This window comes from Sphingomonas pseudosanguinis (assembly GCF_014196255.1).
Classification (GTDB): Bacteria; Pseudomonadota; Alphaproteobacteria; order Sphingomonadales; family Sphingomonadaceae; genus Sphingomonas; species Sphingomonas pseudosanguinis.
Genome location: NZ_JACIDH010000001.1, coordinates 778,218 through 793,555, shown reverse-complemented (window position 1 = coordinate 793,555; position 15,338 = coordinate 778,218). Strand labels below are relative to the sequence as shown.

16 protein-coding genes are annotated in these 15,338 nt (G+C 65.3%); 10 read left to right on the top strand and 6 right to left on the bottom strand.

From position 1 onward, the window contains the following. Window positions 1-32: 32 nt before the first annotated feature. Together glyS and GGR48_RS03820 are read right to left on the bottom strand one after the other, a co-directional pair. Entirely contained in the window at window positions 33-2,216 is a 2,184-nt protein-coding gene (gene glyS / locus GGR48_RS03825) for a glycine--tRNA ligase subunit beta (RefSeq protein WP_183950519.1), read from the bottom strand. After that, a complete protein-coding gene (locus GGR48_RS03820; protein WP_183950518.1) occupies window positions 2,216-3,055 on the bottom strand; it encodes a glycine--tRNA ligase subunit alpha in 840 nt (279 codons plus the stop codon). The genes glyS and GGR48_RS03820 overlap by 1 nt, the downstream gene beginning before the upstream one ends. 328 nt (window positions 3,056-3,383) lie before the next feature. On the opposite strand from GGR48_RS03820, the gene GGR48_RS03815 reads away from it, so the two are divergent. The 7 genes from GGR48_RS03815 to GGR48_RS03785 all read left to right on the top strand — a co-directional run bounded on the left by GGR48_RS03815 (window position 3,384) and on the right by GGR48_RS03785 (window position 7,321). Then, entirely contained in the window at window positions 3,384-3,587 is a 204-nt protein-coding gene (locus tag GGR48_RS03815; protein ID WP_175312786.1) for a helix-turn-helix transcriptional regulator, read from the top strand. Continuing rightward, the gene (locus GGR48_RS03810; RefSeq protein WP_183950517.1) at window positions 3,565-4,011 is read left to right on the top strand and encodes a hypothetical protein; all 447 of its coding nucleotides are present in this window, start codon (window positions 3,565-3,567) and stop codon (window positions 4,009-4,011) included. Before GGR48_RS03815 ends, GGR48_RS03810 begins: the two co-directional genes overlap by 23 nt. Then, window positions 4,008-4,199, top strand: coding sequence for a hypothetical protein (locus GGR48_RS03805; RefSeq protein ID WP_183950516.1), 192 nt, complete (start codon window positions 4,008-4,010; stop codon window positions 4,197-4,199). The genes GGR48_RS03810 and GGR48_RS03805 overlap by 4 nt, the downstream gene beginning before the upstream one ends. Beyond that, complete coding sequence (locus tag GGR48_RS03800) at window positions 4,196-4,633, top strand: hypothetical protein (RefSeq protein WP_183950515.1); 438 nt, start codon at window positions 4,196-4,198, stop codon at window positions 4,631-4,633. The genes GGR48_RS03805 and GGR48_RS03800 overlap by 4 nt, the downstream gene beginning before the upstream one ends. Before the next feature lie 52 nt (window positions 4,634-4,685). Then, window positions 4,686-5,585 (top strand): TraB/GumN family protein, encoded by a 900-nt coding sequence (locus tag GGR48_RS03795; protein WP_183950514.1) that lies wholly within the window; start codon window positions 4,686-4,688, stop codon window positions 5,583-5,585. A 115-nt stretch (window positions 5,586-5,700) separates the two neighbouring features. Continuing rightward, entirely contained in the window at window positions 5,701-6,525 is an 825-nt protein-coding gene (locus tag GGR48_RS03790; protein ID WP_183950513.1) for a diacylglycerol/lipid kinase family protein, read from the top strand. Between the two features lie 181 nt (window positions 6,526-6,706). Next, window positions 6,707-7,321 carry a 50S ribosomal protein L25/general stress protein Ctc gene (locus GGR48_RS03785; protein WP_183950512.1) on the top strand — a complete coding sequence of 205 codons (615 nt, stop codon included), beginning with the start codon at window positions 6,707-6,709 and terminating at the stop codon, window positions 7,319-7,321. A gap of 353 nt (window positions 7,322-7,674) precedes the next feature. Here the strand turns inward: GGR48_RS03785 and GGR48_RS03780 are convergent, their stop codons facing one another. Then, window positions 7,675-8,103 (bottom strand): EF-hand domain-containing protein, encoded by a 429-nt coding sequence (locus GGR48_RS03780; RefSeq protein ID WP_240456176.1) that lies wholly within the window; start codon window positions 8,101-8,103, stop codon window positions 7,675-7,677. 249 nt (window positions 8,104-8,352) lie between these two features. On the opposite strand from GGR48_RS03780, the gene purB reads away from it, so the two are divergent. Next, the gene (gene purB / locus GGR48_RS03775; protein ID WP_183950510.1) at window positions 8,353-9,669 is read left to right on the top strand and encodes an adenylosuccinate lyase; all 1,317 of its coding nucleotides are present in this window, start codon (window positions 8,353-8,355) and stop codon (window positions 9,667-9,669) included. Window positions 9,670-9,916: 247 nt separating this feature from the next. Here purB and GGR48_RS03770 read toward each other — a convergent pair whose 3' ends face one another. Continuing rightward, a complete protein-coding gene (locus GGR48_RS03770) occupies window positions 9,917-10,426 on the bottom strand; it encodes a thioredoxin family protein (RefSeq protein ID WP_183950509.1) in 510 nt (169 codons plus the stop codon). A 228-nt stretch (window positions 10,427-10,654) separates the two neighbouring features. Between GGR48_RS03770 and GGR48_RS03765 the strand changes: the two genes are divergently transcribed. Then, a complete protein-coding gene (locus tag GGR48_RS03765) occupies window positions 10,655-11,437 on the top strand; it encodes a hypothetical protein (protein WP_183950508.1) in 783 nt (260 codons plus the stop codon). 30 nt (window positions 11,438-11,467) lie between these two features. On the opposite strand, the gene dnaJ is transcribed toward GGR48_RS03765, so the two are convergent. Together dnaJ and dnaK are read right to left on the bottom strand one after the other, a co-directional pair. Continuing rightward, window positions 11,468-12,598: a molecular chaperone DnaJ gene (gene dnaJ, locus GGR48_RS03760; protein WP_183950507.1), complete on the bottom strand. Its 1,131-nt coding sequence runs from the start codon at window positions 12,596-12,598 to the stop codon at window positions 11,468-11,470. A gap of 175 nt (window positions 12,599-12,773) precedes the next feature. Then, window positions 12,774-14,672 (bottom strand): molecular chaperone DnaK, encoded by a 1,899-nt coding sequence (gene dnaK, locus GGR48_RS03755; protein WP_183950506.1) that lies wholly within the window; start codon window positions 14,670-14,672, stop codon window positions 12,774-12,776. Between the two features lie 179 nt (window positions 14,673-14,851). Here dnaK and GGR48_RS03750 point away from each other — a divergent pair, with 179 nt between their 5' ends. Further along, window positions 14,852-15,286: a copper chaperone PCu(A)C gene (locus GGR48_RS03750; RefSeq protein WP_183950505.1), complete on the top strand. Its 435-nt coding sequence runs from the start codon at window positions 14,852-14,854 to the stop codon at window positions 15,284-15,286. Window positions 15,287-15,338 lie beyond the last annotated feature (52 nt).

Genomic DNA, 15,338 nt, shown 5'->3' with positions numbered 1-15,338 from the left:
ACGTATCGCCCCGTCTCCCGATCCGGCTCAGCTCATCCCTCGATCCTCGAGAAGTCCGCCACCGTGTGAACGGCCGCCCGGACACGGGCGAGCAGCGCGAGGCGCGCGGTCCGCTTGGCCGGGTCGGCGTCGTTGACGGTCACATCGTCGAAGAACCGGTCGATCGGCGCACGGAGCGACGCGAGCGCGGCCATCGCGGCCTCGAAATCCTCGGCCTTCACTGCTTGCGCAGCCTTGGGTTCGGCGGCGTCGAGCGCGGCGATCAGATCGGCCTCGGCGGGTTCGAGCGTGTAGGTCGGCGCGGTCCAGCTCTGGTCGCCCTCGACGCCTTCCTTCTTCAGGATGTTCGCGGCGCGCTTATAGCCGGCGAGCAGGTTGGTGCCGTCGTCGGTGGTGACGAAGGCTTGCAGCGCACGGACGCGGGCAAGCAGGCGGACGAGATCTCGCTCTCCTCCAAACTCGCTTTCGCTACCAGGCAGAACCACCGCATCGATCACATCGTGCCGAACGCCGTTGCTGCGCTGCTGAACCTTAAGACGATCGATAATAAAATCGTGGAAATAGCCACCTGCAACGACTGTGCCGATGCCGATCTCAGAATTGCCTACCGCTTGATAAAACAAATCATAGTCAGAACAACGCAGCGAATTATCGAGTATCAGACCTATCAAGCCGAGGGCGGCACGACGCAAAGCAAAGGGGTCCTTAGACCCGGTTGGCCGCTCATCGATTCCAAAGAACGATACAAGCGTATCCAACTTATCCGCCAGCGCCACAGCCACCGTCACCGGCGCGGTGGGGACGTCATCCCCCTGCCCGACCGGCTTGTAGTGATCGCGAACCGCCTCAGCCACGCGCGGGTCTTCGCCCTGCGCGGCGGCGTAGTAGCCGCCCATCAGGCCCTGCAACTCGGGGAACTCGCCGACCATGCCGGTGACGAGATCGGCCTTCGCCAGGTACGCGGCGCGCTCCGCCAGATCGGCAAGCTCGCCCCCTCCGTTTACGGGGGGGGATGGGGGGGGGACCTCTCCACCAGCGACGTCGCCCGTGGCACTGCCCTCCCCTAGCCCCTCCCGCCTGCGGGAGGGGGATTCGGTAACGATCCCCTCCTCGACCAGCCAGCGGGCCAGCTTGGCCACCCGCTCGACCTTGTCGGCGACGGTGCCGAGCTTTTCGTGGAAGACAATCTTTTCCAGCTTGGGCCGCAGATCGTCGAGCTTGGTCTTCAGGTCGGTCTCATAGAAGAAGCGCGCGTCGGACAGGCGGGCGGCGAGCACCTTGCCATTGCCCTCGACGATCTTCGCGCCGCCGTCGGTCGCCTCGATATTGGCGGTGCAGACGAAGGCGTTGGCCAGCTTGCCGTCGGCCGAACGGCAGACGAAGTACTTCTGGTTCACCCGCGCGGTCAGCTGGATGACCTCGGGCGGCACGTCGAGATAGGCTTCGTCGAAGCGCCCGAGCAGCGGCACCGGCCATTCGGTCAGCCCGGCATTCTCGGCGACCAGCCCCTCGTCCTCGACCAGCTCCAGCCCGGCCTCGGCGGCGAGCGCGGAGGCACGCGCGCGGATGATCGCGGCGCGCTCGTCCTGATCGACCAGCACCTTGGCGGCGCGCAGCTGCTCGACGTAAGCGTCGGCGCCGGTCAGCACGATCTCGGCGGGCGCGTGGAAGCGGTGGCCGCGCGTAGTGTTGCCGCTGGTGATCCCGGCGATGTCGAACGGCACCACCTCGCCGCCGAACAGCGCGACGATCGCGTGCAGCGGACGGACCCAGCGCATCGACTCGGTCGAGGCGGACTCCGCGCCCCAGCGCATCGACTTGGGCCAGGGGAAGGCGCGGACGATCGCGGGGATCGCCTCGGCCAGAACCTCGGCGGTGGCGCGACCGGGCTTTTTGGTGATGGCGAACAGCACGCCGTCGCGCTCGGTCAGCTGCTCGCGCGTCAGTCCGGTCTTGCGCAGGAAGCCCTCCAGCGCCTGCGGCGGCGCGGAGGCGCGCGGCCCCTTCACTTCCTCGGACACCGCCTCGGTCGCGGCAGGCAGCCCGCGCGCGATCAGTGCGAGGCGACGCGGCCCCGCATAGGTGACGATCTCACCCGCCGACAGTCCGGCCTTGGCGAGTTCGGCGGTGAACAGCTTGGCGAGGTTCTCCCGCGCACCAGCCTGCATCCGGGCGGGGATTTCTTCGGAGCGGAGTTCGAGCAGAAAATCGGTCATCACGCGGCCCAGCCGTTCTTGTCCATCCAGGCGCCGCACGCGCCCTTCGCCAGATCGCGGACGCGGCCCATATAGGCCTGGCGCTCCGCCACCGAGATCACGCCGCGCGCCTGCAGCAGGTTGAAGGTGTGGCTGGCCTTGATCGCCTGTTCATAGGCGGGGATGGGCAGCTTGGCCTCCAGGCAGCGCTCGCACTCGGCCGCGGCCTTCTTGAAGGCGTCGAACAGCGTGTCGGTGTCGGCGACCTCGAAGTTCCAGGTCGACATCTGCTTCTCGTTTTCGAGAAACACGTCGCCGTAACTCACGCCAGCATCGTTGAAGCGCAGGTCGTACACATTGTCGACGTCCTGGATATACATGGCCAGCCGTTCGAGCCCGTAGGTCAGCTCGCCCGCGACCGGCTTCATGTCGTATCCGCCCATCTGCTGGAAATAGGTGAACTGGGTCACCTCCATCCCGTCGCACCAGACTTCCCAGCCCAGACCCCAGGCGCCCAAAGTCGGGCTTTCCCAGTCGTCCTCGACAAAGCGGATGTCGTGCTTCGTCATGTCGACGCCAATCGCGGCCAAGCTGCCCAGATACAGGTCCTGCAGGTCGGCGGGCGAGGGCTTCAGGATCACCTGATACTGGTAATAATGCTGAAGCCGGTTGGGGTTCTCGCCGTAACGGCCGTCGGTCGGGCGGCGGCACGGCTGGACGAAGGCGGCGTTCCACGACTCCGGCCCCAGCGCGCGCAGCGTGGTCGCGGGGTGAAAGGTGCCCGCCCCCATCTCCATGTCATAGGGTTGCAGGATCACGCATCCCCGCTCGCTCCAATAGTCATGGAGGGTGAGGATCATGCGCTGGAAGGAAAGTGGTCCTTCCGGGGGGCCGTTTCGGGTCTGCATAATGGGCGCAGGCTTTGGCGGATGGCCTTCACGCGGTCAAGGCGAGCGGGCCGGTACATTACCCGTCATTGCGAGCGTAGCGAAGCAATCCAGGGCGTCTTGCCCGGACACTGGATTGCTTCGCTACGCTCGCAATGACGAAGTGAGGAGTCAATCATGCATGATATTTTGTCAGGCGTTGTTGACACAGTCATGACTCACTGTCACTTTGTCATGGTCACCTGACATTACGTCATGCACGGGTGACAAAGCGAGGTTGGCCATGCAAGAGGAGGTGGACATGAAAAATCGCCTCAAGGTGCTGCGCGCCGAACGCAACTGGAGCCAGGCGGAACTCGCCGGGCGGCTGGACGTGTCGCGCCAAGCCGTCAACGCCATCGAGACGGGGAAGTACGACCCCTCGCTGCCGCTCGCCTTCCGTATCGGACGGTTGTTCGAATTGCCCATCGAGGAGATTTTCGATGACGAGCATCATGGTGAGTGAGGGTGCCGACTGGGGCGCGAGCCGCGAGGCGGCGCGTGTGTTGCGCCGGAAGCGGCGGCGGATCATGCTGGTCGTCACCGCAATCCTGCTGATCGTCGGCCTACCCTTTCTGGAGGGATTCATCGATGGGTTTCTCCATCGTCCTCGGGCACCCCTGCCCCATCCCGTGGCCCAGGCCGCCGCTGTCATCATGCTGATTGCCGTCGGCATCGTGACGTGGCGCAACTGGCGCGAAACCGATGAAATGCAGCGGCAGCTGGCGATCGAGACCTGGGCCATGATCGGAGTGACGAACTTCGTTCTGCATCCGCTGCTGACCGTCATCGGCGCACAGACGGGGCGGGCCGATTTCGAGGACTATAGCTGGGGTGTGTCGGTCATGATCGGCCTAGCCTTCTACCTCATCCGGCGGGTGCGGTCATGAGCAGCCGTCTGACCCGTGCGGTCATCGGGAGCGGTATCACGCTGTCTCTTCTCGGCTGGGGGGCCGGACGGGTGGGCGAGGTCACGTTCGATGCGATCCGTCCCAACATGCAAGCCGCCAGCGTCGCTTCCCATCAGGTCGCGATCCCCAAATTTTCCGTCCATATGTCCATCGAGGTGCGACCATGACCATGAACGCTTCGCGCATCGCCAAGGGGCCAAGCGAGCGCGCCAATCACCGCCTGCTGGCCATTTCCGGTGCCGTTGGCGGAGTCGCTGGGCTGTCGACCGCGCTGATCGTGCTGCAACAGCCGCCGGGCGCCGCTGCCCGCCCGGACCTATGGTCCTCGCCGCTGCCACTCTGGTTCGCCGTGCTGATGGCGCTGATCTGGGGCGTGGTCATACCCGTCATCTCGTGGCGCTGGCACCGGGTGGTCGACGAGCATGAGCGTCAGGCTTACCGCGACGGCGCGGTCGCCAGCTTCTACACGGTCGGTCTGGGCGTGCCCGTCTGGTGGTTCCTGTGGCGCGGCGGCGTGCTGCCGCCCCTTCAGGTCGAATGGGTCTACGGCGCTCTGATGGCCACCTGCGGCATCGTCTGGATGTGGCGCAAATACGTCTGATCTTCCGGCCGTTTCTCCCGTCCGCCCCTTCCTTTTCCGAAAGCCCGATCCCATGAAGACGATCATGAAAGCCGCCCTCACCTCGCTCGCGCTGATGCTGGCGCTGCCCGCCTGTGCGCAGAGCAAGCCCGCGCAGAACCCCAATGATGCGGACCCCGCCTTGTGGGTGGTCAAGGATGCCGACACCACCATCTATCTGTTCGGCACCATCCATGTGCTGAAGCCCGGCCTGACCTGGTTCGATGAAGCGGTGAAGACCGCCTTCGACAAGTCCGACCAGCTGGTCCTGGAAATGGTGCAGCCCGATCCGGCGACGATGCAGCAGATCGTGCTGAAGAACGGCATCGTCACCACCGGCCCGACCCTGACCGAGCAGCTGCCCGCCGACAAGCGCGGCGCCTATCTGAAGGCGATGACCGATGCCGGCCTTCCCGCACCGGCGTTCGACAAGATGAAGCCGTGGCTGGCGGCGGTCACCCTGTCGCTCGCGCCGATCCAGAAGCTGGGCTACGACCCGAAGAACGGCCCCGAAACCGTGCTGGCCGACGCGGCCAAGGCGGCGAACAAGCCCGTCGCCGGGCTGGAGACCGCCGAGCAGCAGATCGGCTATTTCAACGGCCTGTCGCAACAGGCGCAGATCCAGTTCCTGACCTCGACCGTCGACGAACTGCCCAAGGCTGGCGAGGAAATGGCCAAGATGGTCGACGAATGGGCGCATGGCGACCCCGACGCGCTGGCCCGCGACATGAACGAGAGCCTGAAGGACTCGCCCGAGGTCGCCAAGACGCTGCTGACCGACCGCAATGCCCGCTGGGCGACGTGGATCAGGGAACGGATGGCCAAGCCCGGCACCGTCTTCATGGCGGTGGGCGCGGGCCATCTGGCCGGCACCGACAGCGTCCAGGCGCAGCTCGCCAAGCAGGGAATCACGGCACAGCGCATCCAATATTGACCCCATCATCGTGACGCCGCCCGACCTTCTGGAAGGGCGGGCGGCGTTGCCGCGTCATCACGGTGACGCACATATGCGGCTTGCTCATCGCCTGGTGTTTCCGAAGGGATGGGCGATGCGGCGTTACTGGTTCGTCACCAATGCGCGATCGGGGTCGACCGCCGAGACGGTCGCGGCGGATATTCGCGACACGCTGTCCGCCATGGGCCATGATATGGCCGGCCGAACCGGCTTTCCCGACGATGCGCTACCCTCCCCCGACGCCCTGGTGCACGCCGGCGTGGCATGGATGGTCGTCTATGCGGGCGACGGGACAGTGAATGCCGTGCTGACCGCATTGCACGCATGGAACGGCGCGATCCTGATCCTGCCCGGCGGCACGATGAACCTGCTGGCCAGGACGCTGCATGGCGAGCACGACGCCATGGCCATCCTACGCCGGCTGGCCGATCAGCCGCCACGCCACGTCTCGCTTCCCTTTGCCGAGGCCGATGGCCACCACGCCTATGCCGGCCTGATCCTCGGCCCCGCCACCCGATGGGCCGCCGCGCGGGAGGCGGTGCGCGACGGGCAGGTCGGGCGGCTGATCCGGGCGGTCCGGCTGGCATGGCGACGCAGCTTCGGCGCGGGTCTGCGCCTGGCGGGCGTGCCCGAACTGACGCGGCGTTATCAGGCGGTGTTCGGCACCCCTTATAAAGACCATATCGATCTGGCGGCGGTCGACACCCGGACATGGCGAAAGCTGTTCGATCTCGGTTGGATGGCGCTGACCGACGACTGGACGAATGCACAGGGCGTGACCCGCGCGTTCAGCACGAGCTTTCGTCTCGCCGGACGCCGCGCTATCCCGGCATTGTTCGATGGCGAGCCCCGTCAGTTGCTGCCCGGGTGCGACATCACCCTGCGCCAAAGCACGGCAAACATCATCGCGACGGCCTGAGGCCAGGGCGGGACCATGTCTCGACGGCGATTAGATCGCCATGGAACGGCTCTGAACTGAACGTGCCGGCGCATGGCTTGTATTTCACGCCCTTTGCCGCTATGCGCCGCCGCTTCCGGTCATGGTCATCCCTGGAGGTGTGGTCGGGAGCCTATATCCATTTTGTTTCGGAGTTACTGGAATGAGCGACACCCTTACGCTCGCCGCCGAGACGCGCGATCAGGTTGGCAAGGGAGCCTCCCGTTCGCTGCGTCGTGAAGGCCGCGTCCCCGCCGTGATCTATGGCCGCAACCAGGCCGCCGCGTCGATCCATCTCGAAGAGAAGGCCCTCGTCAAGGCGCTGATGACCGGTCATTTCTTCACCTCGGTCATCATGGTGGACGGCCAGCGCACGCTGGCGAAGGACGTCGCGTTCCATCCGGTTACCGACCGCCCGCTGCACGTCGACTTCCTGCGCATCGGCGAGCATGAGACCGTCACGGTCGCCGTTCCGGTCGTGTTCACCGACGAGGACGAGAGCGGCATCAAGCAGGGCGGCGTCCTGAACGTCACCCGCCACGAGATCGAGCTGGTCGTCGACGCCGCCAATATCCCGACCGAAATCAGCATCTCGCTGAAGGGTCTGGCCGTGGGCGACTCGATCCACATCTCGGACGTGAAGCTGCCCAAGGGCGCCGAGCCCGCCATCGACGACCGCGACTTCGCGATCGCCACCATCGTTCCGCCGACGGTCTCGACCGCCGAGGACGAGGCGGCTGACGCCGAGGCGCAGGCCGAAGGTTCGGAAGAGGCCTGATCCGGCCTCGCTTTCCCTGTCGGGTCAGCGAACGAAAAGAAGGGCAGGTGGCGGCGACGCCCCTGCCCTTTTTCGTGCCTGTTTCATCGTAAACCGTGATGACGTCGTATTGAATCAACGTAAGCCCCTCCCCTTTAGCGGAGAGGTTGGGTTGAAACGTCACCGCAAACTGCCGACTCGTGGAAGCGCCCCACCCCGGCCCCTCCCCTGAAGGGGAGGGGTGAGCTCATCTCACATCATCCCGGTACATCAGCTCTCGCATAAGCAAAGGGTCGCCGGCCCCCATGGTCCGGCGACCCCGCTTATCCCCGCTCAGGGATTGCTCGGAACGGAGGGACGTTCCTTTTGGCCGATCAGCCCTGACCCTGGCTCAGAAAACCGGTCAGCTCGGTCTTCGACACCTTCTTGCTCTTGTCGCTGTCGGCCTGGGCGAAGGCGGTGCCGACCCACTTCTTGGTGGCGGGCGACTCGGCCTTGGTCGACGGGTCGGTCTGCGACTTCAACGCGACCATCCACTGGGTGAATTCGGCCTTGCTGAGCTGCCCGTCGCCGTCCTTGTCATAAGTCGGGAACTGGGTGTCGACGACCTGCGCGATCTGGCTGCCGGTCGCCTGCACTTGGCCTTCGGCGGGGGCCGCCTGGGTCGGTGCGGCGGGGTCCGCCGCCGGTGTCGCGGCTTGCGCCGGGTCAGCCGTGGTTACGGGCGCCGATTGCGGTGCCGCCGGTGTGGTCTGGGCGGGTGCGGTCGTGGTCTGCGCAAGTACCGGCGCAGACACCATCATGGCACCAGCAAGAAAAGCATATTTCATCATCTCGTCTCTCCCTTACTCTGGTCGAACGATGACTATGAAGACCAGGGACGCGATCTTCGTCGTTAGAGATACGTTCCCAATCTGCATTTTACCATATAGGAAAAGGCGGGTCGGGTTTGAAGGCTCGGCTCGTCCCTGCTAACGGCACGATACACCGCGATTCCGAGAGGAAGACGGCGGTGAGCCGTGCCGTTTCCACGACCTAAAAAGGTGTTCTCGATGATCCCGCGCTACTCCCGTGCCCCCATGACCCGGATCTGGGACCCGCAGACCCGTTTCCGCATCTGGTTCGAGATCGAGGCGCACGCCACCGACGCGCTCGCCGAGCTGGGCGTGGTGCCGAAGGAAGCCGCCGCGCGCATCTGGGAAGCCGACAAGGCCGCCGGCGACTTCGACATCGACCGGATCGATTCGATCGAGGCGGAGACCAAGCACGACGTCATCGCCTTCCTGACCCATGTCGCCGAGCGTACGGGCCCGGAGGCGCGCTTCCTGCACCAGGGCATGACCTCGTCCGACGTGCTCGACACCTGTCTGGCGGTGCAGCTGGCGCGCGCCTCGGACATCCTGATCGAGGATCTCGACGCGCTGCTCGCCGTGATCAAGCGCCGCGCCTATGAGCACAAGCTGACCCCGACCATCGGGCGCAGCCATGGCATCCATGCCGAGCCGGTGACCTTCGGCCTGAAGCTGGCGCAAGCCTATGCCGAGTTCAACCGCAACCGCGCCCGCCTGGTCGCCGCGCGTGCCGACATCGCCACCTGCGCCATCTCGGGCGCGGTCGGCACCTTCGCCAATATCGATCCCAGCGTCGAGGCCCATGTCGCCGAGAAGATGGGACTGACCGTCGAGCCCGTCTCGACCCAGGTCATCCCGCGCGATCGCCATGCGATGTTCTTCGCCACGCTGGGCGTCATCGCCAGCTCGATCGAGCGCCTGGCGACCGAGGTCCGCCACCTGCAGCGCACCGAGGTTCTGGAAGCCGAGGAATATTTCTCGCCCGGCCAGAAGGGCTCGTCGGCGATGCCGCACAAGCGCAACCCGGTGCTGACCGAGAATTTGACCGGGCTCGCCCGCATGGTGCGTGGTTACGTGACCCCGGCGCTGGAGAATGTCGCTTTGTGGCATGAGCGCGACATCAGCCACTCCTCGGTCGAGCGCTATATCGGCCCCGATGCGACCATCACCCTGGATTTCGCGCTGGCCCGCCTCACGAGCGTGATCGACAAGCTGGTCGTCTATCCGGCGCGGATGGAGAAGAACCTCAACAAGATGGGCGGCCTCGTCCATTCGCAGCGCGTGCTGCTGGCACTGACCCAGGCGGGCGTGAGCCGCGAGGACAGCTATCGCCTCGTCCAGCGCAACGCGATGAAGGTCTGGGAGTCGGACGGCGAGCTGTCGCTGATGGAATTGCTCAAGGCCGATGCGGATGTGACGGCGGCGCTGTCTCCGCAAGAGATCGAGGCGCGCTTCGACCTCGATTATCACTACAAGAATGTCGACACGATCTTCGCGCGCGTGTTCGGCGAAGAGTGATGATGGGGGGAGTCCCAGCGGCGTGGTGACGTGCCGATAGGGACTCCCCTCCCCCAGCCCAGTTTCAGGTAAACGATGCCCCGCATCATTTAGGTCATGCCGGAGGCATGACCGACCTGAAACTCGCCTGCGGGAGGGGCGCTATGCGGGGAAACGGTCGCCCATAACCTCTCCCCTCCCGCAAGCGGGAGGGGCTGGGGGAGGGAAAGCCAGTCGTTATCAGAACGACCGGTATGTGGGTCTCACATCACCCCACCCACCCCGCCAACCAATCCGCCACCGCCTGCGGCGTCATCGCCCGCGCATCGGCCAGCGCCGTCTCGCGCCCCGCATTGATCAGCTTATTGGTCTTCGGATCGACGATCAGCACGGCGGGCACCCCGGCCAGCCGGCCCTTCACGCCGTAGGACGCCGGAATATCCATATTCTGGTCAAAGCGGCCGACATCGACCGTCACCACCTCGAAATGCTTGGCGACGAAGCCGCGCATCTGCGGCGTTTCCATCACCCCCGCCAGCAACCGGCAGTCGAGGCACCAATTGCCGCCCAGATCGATCAGCACCCGCTTGTGCGCCTTGACCGCACGCGCCCGCGCCGCCGCAATCTGCGCCTTGGCGTCACCGGCATGATAGGGCAGCGGCAATGGCTTGGGCAGCGCCTCGAAACTCGCGATCCCGACGCGCGGCGCGGATACCGGCGCGGCGGCAATCGTGGCAACGGCGGCAAGAACCGGCAGAATGAACTGGCGATAGGACATGACAGGGCTTCCTTTGCGAGCAGCGTGTCCAATGTGTCGAACAGGATGCCGTGCGAAGCAAGGCAATGCGGCACGCCCCTGCCCAAGCCCATCTTGTCGCCCCGATCGATCCCAACGGCGCTTCCCGTGAGCATCTTTTCATCGTGAGGCCAGCATGATGCAGGACTAAGCAGGCTAAATTGCCGATCGCGCGAGACGAAGAAGCGGCTCAGCGGAAGGGGGAGGACGATGGCGCAGGATGGTGAAAATCGCCGCTCGATTTTGGGCGATAAGGGTTCGCTCCAGCGCGCGCTGGTCGGCCCGCTGATCGTCGGGGCCATGCTATTCTTTCGAATGGGGCTGCCCGCGCTGTTCGACAAGGGGCACAGAGTTGACGACCTGATCCACGGCGATGCCTTGCCCTTCGCCGCTGGCTCGGCGTTCCTCTATCTGATCTGCACTCTGGGATATTGGATCATCCTTCGGCGCGCCCGAACCCATGACCCCGTTCGTACCAAACGCATCGGCATGGCCGTCATCGCCGCGATCGTCATGCTGCTCGCTGAGGCCTATTTCGTCATTCCGGATGTCATCAGATATCGACTGGCATCGGATTTGACGGTGCGCGGCGTTCCCGCTGAGGCAGAACTGATTCGCGATTATGCGAGAGGATGTGGGAAAGCCGCCTGCACGGATGCCGTGCAATATCGCTTTACGCCGCGCGGCGGGACGCACCCTATCGAAGGCAGTGTCGATGTGCTGAACGGCCGGGCTCGCGGCACGCATGACCGGATCGATTATGTCGAGGCGACCGGCACCGTGCCGATCCTCTATGACCCTCAGGCGCCCCGAAGGGCCATGTTCTTCTGGAAGGACGATGTGGCGTCGGCCGCTAGGGTCGGGGGAAGTTTTGCTGGGATCATCGCGCTGAACGTCATCGCGTCAATCGTCCTCATACCCTTCGCGCTGATCCTGTGGCGCGATCTTGCCGGACAGCGCCGGACGAAGGCGGAGAATGCCGACCGATCGTGATCCGTTCGATCGGCAATCTCCGGATTGGCCTCACTCCCCCGCGAACACGCTCTTCAACTTGGCGAAGAAGCCCTGGCTCTCGGGGCATTCGTCGCCCGTCTCGGTTTCGCGGAACAGTTCGAGCAGTTCGCGCTGGCGGGTCGACAGCTTGGTCGGCGTTTCGACCTCGATCTGCACGACCAGGTCGCCGGTGCCGCGCCCTTGCAGCACGGGCATGCCGGCGCCGCGCTGGCGAAGCTGCTTGCCCGACTGGATGCCCGCCGGAATCTTGATGTCGTGGGTCCGGCCGTCGAGGCCGGGGATCGAGAGCGATCCGCCCAGCGCCGCCGTCGTGAAGCTGATCGGCGCGCGCGCGAACAGGGTCGTGCCCTCGCGCTCGAAGATGGCGTGCCGCTTCACATGGAGGAAGATGTACAGGTCGCCGGCGGGTGCGCCGCGCGCGCCCGCCTCGCCCTCGCCGGTCAGGCGGATGCGGGTGCCCTCATCGACGCCTGCGGGCACGTTGACGGCCAGCGTCTTGGTCTTCTCGACGCGCCCGTCGCCGCGACAGTCGCCGCACGGGTCGGCGATGATTTGCCCTGCGCCCTGGCAGACCGGGCAGGTCCGCTCGACCACGAAGAAGCCCTGTTGCGCGCGCACCTTGCCGTGGCCGCCGCACTGCTGGCAGGTCTTGGCGCTGGTGCCGGGCTTGGCGCCCGTGCCGTCGCAGGTGTCGCACGCGGCCGAGACATCGACCGTGATCTCGGTCTGCTTGCCATGGAACGCTTCCTCCAGCGAGATTTCCATGTCGTAGCGCAGGTCCGCGCCGCGCCGGGGCTGCTGCCGCCCGCCGCCGCGTCCGCCGCCCATGAACTCGCCGAAGACGCTTTCGAAAATGTCGGAGAAGGCGCCGAAATCCTGGCCGCCATGGCCGCCGCCACCGCCCATGCCCTGCTGGAAAGCGGCATGGCCGTAGCGATCATAGGCCGCCCGCTTTTGCGGGTCCTTCAAACAGTCATAGGCTTCGCTGATCGCCTTGAACTTGGCCTCGGAGTCCTTGCAGCCCGCATTGCGGTCCGGGTGGTACTGCATCGCCAGCTTGCGGTAACGCGACTTGATCGTTGCATCGTCCGCCGTGCGCTCGCATTCGAGCAGTTCATAATAGTCGATCGTCGTGCTCATGCCCGGTCTCGCCCCTGCGCGTGTGGATGGTGCACCCACCGACCGTGCCGTCAGGCCGGACGGAGCGACACCGCCAAGCGCCTCGCCACTTCATGCCCCGACATCTCGCCGGGGCGGTATTCAAAACCTCAAAGCCATGGCCCGGCCCATCCGAGGATGGACCGGGCCGACGGCCTTACTTGGTGTCGTCGACTTCCGAGAATTCGGCGTCGACCACATCGTCCTGCTTGGCCGCACCGGCATCGGCGGCGGGCGAAGCCTCGGCCTGCTGCTGCTTCTCGTAGATGGCCTGACCCATCTTCATCGCGACCTGAGCGAGGGCCTGCGCCTTCTCGTTCATCGTGTCGGGGTTGCCACCCTCGACCGCGGTCTTGGCCTCGGCGATCGCCGCCTCGATCTCCGACTTCAGCGACGCGTCGACCTTGTCGCCATTGTCGGCGAGCTGACGCTCGGTGGTGTGGATCAGCGACTCGGCGTTGTTCTTGGCCTCGGCCTCGGCGCGACGCTTCTTGTCCTCTTCGGCGAACTTTTCCGCATCACGGACCATCTGGTCGATGTCGTTGTCCGACAGACCGCCCGATGCCTGGATGCGGATCTGCTGCTCCTTGCCGGTGCCCTTGTCCTTGGCCGAGACGTTGACGATGCCGTTGGCGTCGATGTCGAACGTGACCTCGATCTGCGGCACGCCGCGCGGCGCCGGGGGAATGCCGACCAGGTCGAACTGACCCAGCAGCTTGTTGTCCTGCGCCATCTCGCGCTCGCCCTGGAAGACCCGGATCGTCACCGCATTCTGGTTGTCGTCGGCGGTCGAATAGACCTGGCTCTTCTTGGTCGGGATCGTCGTGTTGCGGTCGATCATCTTGGTCATGATGCCGCCCAGCGTCTCGATACCCAGCGACAGCGGGGTCACGTCGAGCAGCAGCACGTCCTTGACGTCGCCCTGCAGCACGCCCGCCTGGATCGCCGCGCCCATGGCGACGACTTCGTCCGGGTTCACGCCGGTGTGCGGGTCCTTGCCGAAGAAGTTCTTCACCACCTCACGGACGCGCGGCATGCGGGTCATGCCGCCCACCAGCACCACGTCGGCGATCTCGTCGGCCTTCATGCCCGCATCGGCCAGCGCCTTCTTGCAGGGCTCCAGCGTGCGCTGGATCAGGTCCTCGACCAGACGCTCCAGATCGGCGCGGGTGATCGTCTTGACCAGATGCTTCGGGCCGTTCTGGTCGGCGGTGATGAAGGGCAGGTTGACCTCGGTCGACTGCGCCGAGGACAGCTCGATCTTCGCCTTCTCGGCCGCTTCCTTCAGACGCTGGAGCGCCAGCTTGTCCTTGGTGAGGTCGATGCCCTCATCCTTCTGGAAGCCAGACGCCAGGAAGTCGACGATCTTGTTGTCGAAGTCCTCGCCGCCCAGGAAGGTGTCGCCGTTGGTCGCCTTCACCTCGAACACGCCGTCGCCGATCTCGAGGATCGAGATGTCGAACGTGCCGCCGCCAAGGTCATACACCGCGATCGTCTTGCCGTCCTGCTTCTCCAGGCCATAGGCCAGAGCCGCCGCGGTCGGCTCGTTGATGATGCGCAGCACTTCCAACCCTGCGATCTGGCCGGCGTCCTTGGTCGCCTGGCGCTGCGCGTCGTTGAAGTACGCCGGAACCGTGATGACCGCCTGGGTCACCGTCTCGCCGAGATAGGATTCGGCGGTTTCCTTCATCTTCTGGAGCGTGAAGGCCGAAATCTGCGACGGGCTGTAATCCTTGCCGCCCGCATTGACCCACGCGTCGCCATTGGGCCCACGCGCGATCGTGTACGGAACCAGCTCGGTGTCCTTCTTGGTGACGGGGTCGTCGAAACGACGGCCGATCAGGCGCTTCACCGCGAAGATGGTGTTGTCGGGATTGGTCACCGCCTGGCGCTTGGCCGGCTGGCCGATCAGGCGCTCGCCATCCTTGGCGAAGGCGACGATCGACGGCGTGGTACGCGCGCCTTCCGCATTCTCGATCACCTTGGGCTTGCCGCCCTCCATGACAGCGACGCAGCTGTTGGTGGTGCCGAGGTCGATGCCGATCACTTTTGCCATAAGTCTCTAAATGCCCCTCAAGAACATAGTCTGGAAGTCCAATGCCGGGGTTCGCCGGCCCCGAAAGCGGCAACCCGAAAACCCCGTTCACGAGGCGGATATAGGTGGGCGTTTTGTTGCCGCAAGATTGGATGGAACCTAGGATGGCTTCAGGATTTGCCGAAACGGGAGGGTATGTCATGCGGCGCGCTGTTTTTCTGGGGCTTTGCGCCCTGGCCTTGGGCGTCCCGCTGGGCGGGTGCAGCGAGAAGGCCGAGCTGTTCGCCGAGGAGGGCTGGGTCCGCCTGGCCGCCGTCCCCGGCCGGCCGGCCGCCGCCTATTTCATCGTCCATGGCGGCCCCAGGCCGGTCGACCTGATCTCGGTCAGCAGCGATGTCGCGATCACCAGCGAGATGCACGAGGGCGGCATGGCGATGAAGAAGGTCGACCGCGTCCCCATCCCCGCCGGCGCGACCGTGCCCTTCACGCCGGGCGGTCGGCATGTGATGCTCTACGACATGAACCCGGGTGTGAAGCCGGGGCGCATCCTGTCGCTGCTGCTCACCTTTTCCGACGGCACCCGCCTGCGTCAGGGCGCGCGCGTGATCGCGGCGGGCGATCCGGCGCCGCAATGACGGGTCCACGGGGCGAATGACCGAAAAATGACGGACGTCTGGAATATTTTTT

What these genes read in the sequence shown, in the direction of transcription:
- glyS (WP_183950519.1), bottom strand. Translation starts at nt 2,216, where the DNA reads ATGACCGATTTTCTGCTCGAACTCCGCTCCGAAGAAATCCCCGCCCGG.
- GGR48_RS03820 (WP_183950518.1), bottom strand. Translation starts at nt 3,055, where the DNA reads ATGATCCTCACCCTCCATGACTATTGGAGCGAGCGGGGATGCGTGATC.
- GGR48_RS03815 (WP_175312786.1), top strand. Translation starts at nt 3,384, where the DNA reads ATGAAAAATCGCCTCAAGGTGCTGCGCGCCGAACGCAACTGGAGCCAG.
- GGR48_RS03810 (WP_183950517.1), top strand. Translation starts at nt 3,565, where the DNA reads ATGACGAGCATCATGGTGAGTGAGGGTGCCGACTGGGGCGCGAGCCGC.
- GGR48_RS03805 (WP_183950516.1), top strand. Translation starts at nt 4,008, where the DNA reads ATGAGCAGCCGTCTGACCCGTGCGGTCATCGGGAGCGGTATCACGCTG.
- GGR48_RS03800 (WP_183950515.1), top strand. Translation starts at nt 4,196, where the DNA reads ATGACCATGAACGCTTCGCGCATCGCCAAGGGGCCAAGCGAGCGCGCC.
- GGR48_RS03795 (WP_183950514.1), top strand. Translation starts at nt 4,686, where the DNA reads ATGAAGACGATCATGAAAGCCGCCCTCACCTCGCTCGCGCTGATGCTG.
- GGR48_RS03790 (WP_183950513.1), top strand. Translation starts at nt 5,701, where the DNA reads ATGCGGCGTTACTGGTTCGTCACCAATGCGCGATCGGGGTCGACCGCC.
- GGR48_RS03785 (WP_183950512.1), top strand. Translation starts at nt 6,707, where the DNA reads ATGAGCGACACCCTTACGCTCGCCGCCGAGACGCGCGATCAGGTTGGC.
- GGR48_RS03780 (WP_240456176.1), bottom strand. Translation starts at nt 8,103, where the DNA reads ATGATGGTGTCTGCGCCGGTACTTGCGCAGACCACGACCGCACCCGCC.
- purB (WP_183950510.1), top strand. Translation starts at nt 8,353, where the DNA reads ATGATCCCGCGCTACTCCCGTGCCCCCATGACCCGGATCTGGGACCCG.
- GGR48_RS03770 (WP_183950509.1), bottom strand. Translation starts at nt 10,426, where the DNA reads ATGTCCTATCGCCAGTTCATTCTGCCGGTTCTTGCCGCCGTTGCCACG.
- GGR48_RS03765 (WP_183950508.1), top strand. Translation starts at nt 10,655, where the DNA reads ATGGCGCAGGATGGTGAAAATCGCCGCTCGATTTTGGGCGATAAGGGT.
- dnaJ (WP_183950507.1), bottom strand. Translation starts at nt 12,598, where the DNA reads ATGAGCACGACGATCGACTATTATGAACTGCTCGAATGCGAGCGCACG.
- dnaK (WP_183950506.1), bottom strand. Translation starts at nt 14,672, where the DNA reads ATGGCAAAAGTGATCGGCATCGACCTCGGCACCACCAACAGCTGCGTC.
- GGR48_RS03750 (WP_183950505.1), top strand. Translation starts at nt 14,852, where the DNA reads ATGCGGCGCGCTGTTTTTCTGGGGCTTTGCGCCCTGGCCTTGGGCGTC.